Below are 6,863 nucleotides of genomic sequence, written 5' to 3'. Positions count from 1 at the left end.
CCGCCGTTGTTCAGACCAGACTTGGTCAGTGACACTTGGTTCGGAGAACTGTCTGCACCGATCTTCAGACCGTCAGTCGTCAGTACGCTGTCACCTGCGGTAACTTTAGGTGTAACCAATCCTGCATTCGTCAGCGTGCTGTCGCCTGCTTTCAAGGTGGTGGCAGTTACACTGTTCAACGTGATGTCGTCATTCAGCTTGACGGTAACGTTGTCATTGTCTGCGGAAGTAGTGATGTTGCTGCCGCCTTTAATGCCGACGCGTTCGCCCAATTTTTTGCTTGAAGTCGAAGTGCTGCCGTCCGCTTCGAAAGTCAGACCTTTGTCCGCCAACTCTTTAAGCTGTGCATAATTCACAGCATCATCTGCATTTTCACCTTTAGCAACTTTGGTGATCTTGTTGCCGCCGTTGTTCAGGCCGGACTTGGTCAGAGATACCGGAGCATTTGCCATACCGTTGGCAATGTTCAGTCCATCATTCGTCAGTACGCTGTCGCCTGCCTTCAAAGTCTCGGCAGTTACACTGGTCAACGTAATGTCGTCTTTCAGTTTGACTTTAATACCGTCTGTACCTGCTTCGGTTTCAACGTTTTTGTCGTCACCTTTAATTGCCAGCGTTTCGTCCAGTTTTTTGGTTACAGGAGAGCCGCTGTCGCCGTTAAAGGTAATACCTTTGGTGTCGACGGCTGTTTTTGCATCCACGCCTTTTTGAATCTCAGCCTTGGCGGCGTCTGTAAGGTCAAGTTCGTAGTTGGTGGTTTTGGTTTGGTTGGCGTTTGCTTTTTCAGACGACTCCAACTTCAATTTACCGCCATCTTTCACGCTGACGGTTGTATTGTCAGCATGAACGGTGTAGGTCGTTTTATTACCTGCTTCCACAGCAGTAACATGGGTATTGTCGCCCTTTTCTACCATGCTGGTTTTTTCGCTGTTGGCAACAGCCTCATTGATGGCTTGTGCAACATCGGCAGCCGTGGCGAAAGCATCGCCTGCTTTATCTGCGCTGACTAAACCTCCAGTACTCGCTGTCAACGTAGATTTGTTTACGTTGAACGCAACGGTGCCCCCTTTGTTTTCGGCAGTCGTACCTGTGCCGTTAACGAAGTTCAGCGTGGAATCGTCTTTAGTCAAGGTTTTAGCATCTGTACCGTTGACTTGTACGCCAATGTTTTGCAATGCGCTGTCGGCTTTTGTCAAAGAGGCTTTGGTTTTGTCAGACAAATCCAGTTTGTAGGTAGTGACATTGGTGGTTGTATCTTCAGACGACGTAAGTTTCAAACCATCTACACTACTGTCGAGCGCAACGGCTGCACCTTTGGCGTTTACGGTGTAAACCGTATGTCCGTCAGTCGGGTTATCGGTTTTGGTTACGCTGGCAACATTCGTACCCCCTTGAACCTCGGTTTTCGCAGCTTTAACTTGTTTGAAGCTTGCTGCGTCGGTATCAGCCACGCCGTCGGCAATGTTGGTAACCTTGTTGCCGCCGTTGGAGAGTCCGCCCGCAGTCAGGTTCACAGGGTTGCTGCCGGAGCCGATGGTTACGCCGGAGCCGTTAACGGTCGTACCGGCAGCGGTTACATCGCCGCTGAAGGCCGCAGAAGTCAGACCGGTCAATTCTTTTGCCAATTTGACGTTCAACGTGTGATTTTGGTCGTCTGAAACCACACCAATATTATTATCGGATAGCTTAGTCTTATCAGTTTGTCCGCCTTTGACTGCTACGGTGCTGCCAAGTTGACGGTCAAATTTCGTACCGGTATCGCCTTCGAAATTCAACGGCGTGCGTACGGCATTACTCAAAGCGGTAAGCGCGTCACCTACTTTGTTGTAACCTGCTACGCTTGAAGTAGAAGGGTCGCCTGAAATGACGCTGTAAGTCGGTGCAGTAATCGTGCCGTCAGGATTCACTTTAGTGCCGATGGCTTCAGCGATTTTGTTCAATTGGGAAACATTGACCGCATCATTGTCTTTAGCACCGTTCTTCACATTGCCGACTGTGGTCGGAGTAGTGGTTTGCGGATCGGTCGGGTTCAATGCGGCAATGGTTACATCGCCTGAGTATTCGGTGTTGTCGTCAATATGTTTGAACGATACGGTTTTCACATTCGTACCCGGAGCGACAGTTACTTCACGTCTCAGAATTCTGCCATCCGCACCAATGTAAGAGAACGGCGCATCATTGTTGACAGTCGTCAGCGTGCTGACGCTCAGGTTTGCCATTGCTTCTTGCAACTGACCCAGATTAACCGCGTCGCCGGCAGTATCGCCTTTGGCAACATTGGTAATCTTGTTGCCGCCCATATCCAATCCGCCCTTAGCGGTAACTTTGCCCGTGAATTCCGGATTATCGACGGTATTGATGCTGACAGTCGCACCGCTCTGACGCAGGGCAATGTTTTTGCCCGCTTCCAGTGTAATGGTTGAACCGCTAGTAACGTCTTGCAGCGAGTCATCTTGTACCGTACCGTTGGTACCATTGGTTTTCGCTGTTGTCAGTTTGAATGGTTTGTAAGCATTAGTATTCAGCTCACGGATAGCCGCATCGATGGTATTTTGACCTGTACCGCCGATGTTGCTCATTGTAAAGCCGCCGTTTTCGCCAACTGCGGCATCTCCACCCAATATATTTTTAACGGTTTTGGCAGTATTGCCCAAAACGTTTTGTACCGCGTACAGCTGGCTGCCGTTGATGGCATCAGTAGAAGTATTAGAGATTTCGCCCGGAGCAACGTTTTTCAATTGGCGTTCGTAGTTTTTAGAACCAAAGGATACTTGGTCGCCAGAGGTAACATTGTTGCCGCCTGCAAAACCTGAGTATTTCAGATTGTTGACAGTAGCTTCGTTGACACTAATTGCATTGGTTGTAGTCGTACTGCCCGCACCGATTGCCACAGAGTTGCCTTTTGTGGCTTTCGCGCCCATACCGAATGCGGCAGAGGCGACGCCTTCAGCGATCGTACCCGTACCAAAAGCTGTGGATAATTCGCCTATTGCCTGTGATTTAGTACCAATGGCTACCGCAGCTTCGCCTGAGGTCGTATGAGTATAACTATCTTTACCAGTTGCCATCACATCACCGGTATAGTCTTGATAAACCTCTTTAACCGTTTTACCCGTACCGTCTACAGTTTTCACTGCAACGGTATCCCAATCGTCCGCACCAATGGCGATAGAAGAATTGCCTTTTGCGTCTACATTGTTACCGATGGCAGTAGATTGGTCTCCCCATGCGTTGGCATATGCACCGATAGCAACGGTTTGGTTGTAATCAGTTTCAGCCGAAGCTGGTTTTGCAGGATTGGTTGCAGAAGCGTGATAGCCAATGACGACAGAGCGCGAGTTATTGGATCGAGCCTGATCACCGATAACAACGGAGCTATATTTCAAAGCCTGTGCGTCATTACCGATAGCAACTCCCGCGGATTCAGCTGCATGACTGGATTTACCGATGGCGATGCTATTACTATAATCGGCGTTTGCACCATTACCTAAAGCGATAGCGTTTTCCAAACGAGTATGGCTGTTCAAACCAAGCGCCAACGAAGCCGCGCCGTCTGCATTGGCTAAACGCCCTAACGCGATAGAATCTTCTTTCCAAGCATTGTTGGTTGAACCAATAGCGATAGCATTCACTTCGGCAGCCTTCGCGCCATCACCCAACGCAATGCCACTATCCTTAGCAGCGTAGCTAGTCTTACCAATGGCGACAGCCTTGCTGCCTGCTGCCTGCGCCTCATCACCCAAAGCAATGCCACTTTCCTCGGTAGCATGGCTAGACTTACCAATAGCGACTGCCTTGCTACCTACTGCCTGCGCCTCATGACCGAGAGCAACCGCGCTGCTTGCTTCGGCTTTAGCGGAATGACCACCTGCAAATGATGCCCAACCCGAAGCATTGGTATTGAAACCGACAGCCGTTGCCCCTGCATTATTCGCATTGGTATAAGCACCCAAAGCAACAGCAGAATCATTAAGTGCATTTGCACCATCGCCCAATGCTACGCTGGATTTGCCCAATGCATTGGATGCCTGACCGCCTGCAAAAGAATTCTGACCGAAGGCATTTGCAGCCTGACCGACCGCGGTCGCGTTCGTACCGCTGGCTTTACTTGCAGCACCCACGGCGACCGAACCTTCGCCCGTGGTCGTACCGTTGACACTGGCAACAGAGCCTGTGGCTGCTTCGACGGAAGCCTTGTTACCAATTACCACCGCATTTTTCGCCGCCGCTTTGGTTTCGCTACCGACTGCGATGGCAGATTCAGCCGATGCCTGCGCCTTCAGACCTACCGCAGTTGTACCATTGGCAGTCGCAGAAGCATCTACGCCTGCAGCAAGCGCGTTTGCACCTGTCGCACCATCGTTGTTGTAGTTGCCTTTAGTTTTATCTTCGTTTTTGACACTATAAAAATGAGTTTGCGACGCAGCAGTCAGTTTGCCGTTTTCGATTTTGACAGTTTCTCCGTCCACCTTAACGTCGTATTTGATTTTAGTATTGCCGTTTGCTTCAGTATCGACGGTAACGGTAGTTGCATTGCCGTCGGCAAATTGCACGCTTTCTCCGGGCGTAACAATGCCCTTCGCCGCGCCTGCATTATCTTTGACGGCAAAGCCTTGGTTGACGTAAGTATTGAGATTGGTCAGCGCGCTGCCCACGTTGGTTGCGGCTGCCGTATTGAATTTGGTTGTACTGTTGCCCGCTGCATTCGGTGTCACATTGCCTGTGAAGACATCATAAGACGGCAACGTTACCGTACCTTGACGGTTTGTAGGATCAGTACTCACAGTTGCACCGCCACCCAATGCATCGGCAACCGCTTTGGCGATATTGCCCGAGCCAGCATGAAGCGCGTAAAGCTGGCTGCCGTTAATCGCATCGGTGGAAGTTGCAGTGATTGCACCTGGGGCAACGTGTTTCAACTGACGCTCATAGCCCTCCGAACCGAAAGAAACTTGAGAACCTGAGGTAATATGTGTCGTTCCCGCAAAACCGCCGTAAGTAATACCGTTGACTGTCGCAGTCGTTACGGCTGTTGCATCGGTACGCGTATGCGAACCTGCACCGATTGCGACGGATTTATCCTGACTGGCAGTTGCACCTACACCGAATGCCGCCGCGCCCACGCCTGTCGCAGACGTACCAGAACCAAAGGCAGTGGACAGCACGCCGTCCGCATAGGCTTTTACACCGACTGCAACGGCAGCATCGGCGGAAGAGGTGCCTTTAAATGAATTACGAGGCTGATCGGCCGCCATTTCCATACCTGTCAACTCTTGGAAAACTTGATGGACAGGTTTATTTTTCGCTGCTGCAACAGTTTTATTACGTACAATATCCCAGTCATCACCACCGATGGCAATAGATGAATCCCCAGTTGCACGAGTGTTGTTACCGATAGAAGTGGATTGCGTGCCTGAGGCAACAGCATCCGGACCAATAGCAACTGCTTGGGTCGCACCTGTTGCTTGTGCTGTCCAACCGATAGCTACACTTTGCTTATTGTTTGCTCGCGTCCACTTGATGCCTTCAGACCTACCAATAGCGATAGAATCTTCTCCCATTGCTCGCGTACCAGTACCGATAGCAATTGCATGGTTTGCCGTTGCCTGAGATTCCGTACCCACAGCAATTGCATTGTTACCACGCGCTGTTAAGTTACTACCCACACCGATGGCACCATTCCCGTTAACACCTTGATTCGCCATTCTGCTCGAATCATTATTACCAATCGCAATGGCACCTGTTCCATTAACAGTAGTATCCGTACCAATCCCTATCGCCTTTTGTCCAATTGTCTGAAGATTGACACCAATAGCAATAGCATTATTACCATTCGCAATAGTCGTATTAGTTGAATTCGGACCGATTGCCAAAGCTCCATTAGTTTTAGCTTGTGCGTTATTACCAATGGCAAGGGCACCCGTTCCATTTGCCGACGTCGAGCCGTCGCCGATGGCAAGTATCGCACCACCTGTTTTAGGTTTTTCTGTAATCTCCGCCCAAGCCCCCTCGGAAAATCCCAATAATGCCGCGCTCAACGCCGTCAGTCTGAATAAGGTTTTCAGACGACCTTCCTCTGAGGCGCGCACATCCCCTTCAGCACCTTCGCTGCTTGATTTGACACGTCCCTTCGCCAATTCGGAAGTAACGACGAAAGAGCCGATGGTACGGTTCCATACAACTTTGAAAATCTTATTCATAACAATCTCTCTTGGTTGGATTTATTAAAAAAATATCAGATTGAATTCAAATACATACAGTAAAAACAAGACGTACTCCCCGCGCTGCCCCGCCGCCGGATCTTCTTCTTCAGGCTCAAGCGGATTTTATGAGACAGGCATTCGTTTATTTTGTTTATATATTATTGAAAACCAATCAGGCTGACGTTAATTGTCACTTAGGTACAATTTTTAGAACATATCTATATCCTTGGAAATAGTGTTTAAGACTAACTAAACTTACCGTCTATTTCAAAAAAGCTCCGATAAGCCATAATCTTACTTTTAAACTTAACACTTATTTACCAAACAATATAGAACTATGACCTTTAACCTGCAATTACTATGCCAAAGATGACTTCCTAATTTATGCTTATAGGCTTTCATAAAGCATTTATACTAAAACGAAAAAATGCTGTAAGAAAATTTTTAAACAGGTCGTCTGAAAATAAACTGCAACAAGATCATGGACATCGCCCTCTTTGTTACCCATATAAAAAAGAGCGTACTCAATACGCTCTTTCTGCTTCTGTCCGTCTGCATGGCGGAATATTGTGGATTCGAATAAACAAGGCTTGCTGACGATTGCCATTCCTGCGCAAGCTGAAATCTTCAGCTAAGGTTTGGCTTGCGGATTTCTGTTGA

1 protein-coding gene is annotated in these 6,863 nt (G+C 48.9%); it reads right to left on the bottom strand.

The genetic code is table 11. The annotated features are described in order from the left end of the window. Nucleotides 1-6,200 (bottom strand): ESPR-type extended signal peptide-containing protein (locus HMPREF2572_RS11405; RefSeq protein WP_148132346.1); only part of this gene is annotated, 6,200 nt, incomplete at its 3' end. Nucleotides 6,201-6,863: the final 663 nt, after the last annotated feature.

This window comes from Neisseria sp. HMSC064E01, assembly GCF_001808875.1.
GTDB classification, from domain to species: domain Bacteria; phylum Pseudomonadota; class Gammaproteobacteria; order Burkholderiales; family Neisseriaceae; genus Neisseria; species Neisseria sicca_A.
This window is presented reverse-complemented; position numbering and strand designations above follow the sequence as displayed.